We start from the raw sequence: 2,530 nt of genomic DNA, 5'->3' as shown, positions 1-2,530 counted from the left end.
GGCTGAGGGCGGGGCTCCCGACGCCGGACCGGCCGGGGCCCGGCGGCCCGCTGTCGCGCCCCCGGTTGCGCGGCACCACGGCCGTGTGCACCACCATGTCGGCGCTCGCGGCGACCTCCATGGTGAGCGCCCCCTCCGAGGCCGAGCCGTTCTCCGCGGCGCCGTGCGCCCTGACCCGCACCGACGCGCACCACTCGGAGGGCCTGGACACCTGGAACGCCGCCTACCCCCGCCCGGCCGGCCGGCTGAACGCGGTCATGGTGTTCCTGTCCTTCCCGGACTCGCACCCGCTGACCACCCCCGAGGAACTGGCCGCCGACCACTTCCCCGCCACCAGCGACTTCTTCCACCGGACCTCCTACGGCAGGTTCTCCCTGCATCCGCACGCCCTGCGCGACTGGATCCGGATGCCGCGCCCGTCCACCGCGTACGCCATACAGCGCGACTGGACCACGCGGCACCGGTCCGCCTATCTGCGCGACGCGCTCGCCGCGGCCGACCCGCGGGTCGACTTCTCGCGGTACGACGTCGTGTACTTCGTCGCCGACCCGGACGCGCCCGGTGTGGACTCCGACGCCACGAAGGTCGTCAACCTGGACACCCCGCTGCGGGCGGACGGCACCGACATCCGCCGGGTCGTCACCGTGTTCGAGGACCACCCCCCGGACCGGTTGGTCCTCGCCCACGAGACGGGCCACGTCTTCGACCTTCCCGACCTCTACCACCGGCCCGTGGACGGCAAGGGCGACTGGGACACCCATGTCGGCGACTGGGACCTGATGGGCAGCCAGTTCGCGCTCGCACCCGACCTGTTCGGCTGGCACAAGTGGAAGCTGGGCTGGCTGGACCCCCGGCAGGTGCGGTGCGTGCGGGGCGCGGAGCCGGTACGGCTGACGCTGGAACCGCTGGGAGCGGGACCCGGGGTGCCGGTGACGGGGGCCGACGGGACGCCCTCCTTCGGGCTGGGCCGGGGAATCAAGCTCGCGGTGGTGCGCACCGGCCCGGACAGCGTGCTCGCCTTCGAGGCGCGGAACCCCGTCGGCGACGACGTGGGCGCCTGCCGGGCGGGGGTGCTGGTCTACCGGGTGAGTGTCACCGCCCGGTCCGGGGACGGCCCGGTCCAGGTGATCGACGCCCACCCGCACACGGGGGCCTGCTGGGGGGGCTCGGTGTACCCACCCCTCGCGGACGCCCCGGTCGCCCTCGGTGAGACCTTCACGGTGCCGGAGGAGGGCGTGCGGGTGGAGGTGGAGGGACGTACGGCCTCGGGCGCCTGGACGGTGCAGATCGGCATCGGCCGGGACGAGGGCGGGGGAGACGCGTAAAAGGCCCCTTGCCGAGGCAAGAGGCCTTTCCGTGTCGTGCGCCGCCAGGGACTCGAACCCCGGACCCGCTGATTAAGAGTCAGCTGCTCTAACCAACTGAGCTAGCGGCGCCTGCTGACGTCGTAGACATTAGCACCCTGATCGGCGGGAGGAAAAATCGATATCCGCACGGCCGCGCGGGCCGCCCGTACGGCCGCCCAGAGCAGCACCTCCGGACCCGGCAGCCAGGGGTGACGCGTGTCCGGGGCGACCAGCCAGCGGGAGCCGGAGCGGTCCGCGCGGGCGCCGGGAGCCGGCGCCGGAACGGTCACCGCGTCTCCGGTGCCGTGGCACAGCAGCGGCGGAACCGCGCCCGTACGGCCGGCTTCCCCGGTGTCCCTGCCGCGGGCGCCCCACTCCTCCCAGTCCAGCAGCGCGGGCAGCCGCTGGGCGGTGCCGGGCGCCGCGAACAGCAGGATCCGGCCGCGGAACCCGGCCACCGGGCCCGAGCCCGGCCCCTCGTCCCACATCCGGTCCAGCATCCGGCGCCCGAAGGTGGAGGGCGCGCTCACCACGTCGAAGACGGAACCGCAGGGCAGCACGACCGGCGCGTCCGGCCGCTCCTCCCAGAGGGAGAGCGCGCTGCGCGGATACGTTCCTGCGGAGGCGAGCCAGGCGGCGCCGGCCGGGGTGACCCCGGTGGCATCGGTGGGGCGGTCGGCATCGGGGGCATTGCGTGTACTGCTCATGCCGTCTGTCTACCGGCGGTGAGGGAACGGTTTCCCAGGGTTGCGGGAATCGGGGACGCGGGGGAGAGGGGGGAGGTATCGTGCCCACCTGGCATATGCCACACCTGTTCGACCGGGTGGCTCCGGGTCGGTAGGGGTGGGTGGCCGTACGGGAGGCATGGTGCCTCACACCGGCTCTACGTGGTCCCGGCGTCGTCCCCGCGCAAGAGGTCCCGGCCGAACTCGACCATCTTCTTCGCGTAGTCCTCGGTCCACTCGGCCCGCTCGGAGATGTCGGCGGTCGTCAGCCGGTCGAAGCGCCGGGGGTCGGCCAGCTGGGCCGCCGCCATCGCCTGGAACTCCATCGCCCGGTCCGCCGCCGCACGGAACGCGAGCGTCAGTTCCGTCGCCCGCTCCAGCAGCGCGCGCGGGTCGTCGATCGACTCCAGATCGAAGAAGTGCTCCGGATCGGCGGCCGCCGCCGATCCGGAGCACTTC

The 2,530-nt window shown here is 73.5% G+C and carries 3 protein-coding genes and 1 tRNA gene; 1 reads left to right on the top strand and 3 read right to left on the bottom strand.

The window, feature by feature from the left end; translation table 11 throughout:
• Positions 1-2: 2 nt before the first annotated feature.
• Positions 3-1,325 (top strand): M6 family metalloprotease domain-containing protein, encoded by a 1,323-nt coding sequence (locus AOK11_RS38560; protein ID WP_107098793.1) that lies wholly within the window; start codon positions 3-5, stop codon positions 1,323-1,325.
• A 37-nt stretch (positions 1,326-1,362) separates the two neighbouring features.
• Here the strand turns inward: AOK11_RS38560 and AOK11_RS38555 are convergent.
• From AOK11_RS38555 to AOK11_RS38545, 3 genes are all read right to left on the bottom strand, one after another.
• Positions 1,363-1,436 (bottom strand) — tRNA-Lys (locus AOK11_RS38555).
• The gene (locus AOK11_RS38745) at positions 1,427-2,053 is read right to left on the bottom strand and encodes a bifunctional DNA primase/polymerase (RefSeq protein WP_063793587.1); all 627 of its coding nucleotides are present in this window, start codon (positions 2,051-2,053) and stop codon (positions 1,427-1,429) included. The genes AOK11_RS38555 and AOK11_RS38745 overlap by 10 nt, the downstream gene beginning before the upstream one ends.
• A 176-nt stretch (positions 2,054-2,229) precedes the next feature.
• A partial coding sequence (locus AOK11_RS38545) for a hypothetical protein (protein WP_055598242.1) occupies positions 2,230-2,530 on the bottom strand: 301 nt, incomplete at its 5' end.

Origin of the sequence: Streptomyces hirsutus, from assembly GCF_001418415.1 — a bacterium.
GTDB classification, from domain to species: Bacteria; Actinomycetota; Actinomycetes; order Streptomycetales; family Streptomycetaceae; genus Streptomyces; species Streptomyces hirsutus.
This window is presented reverse-complemented; position numbering and strand designations above follow the sequence as displayed.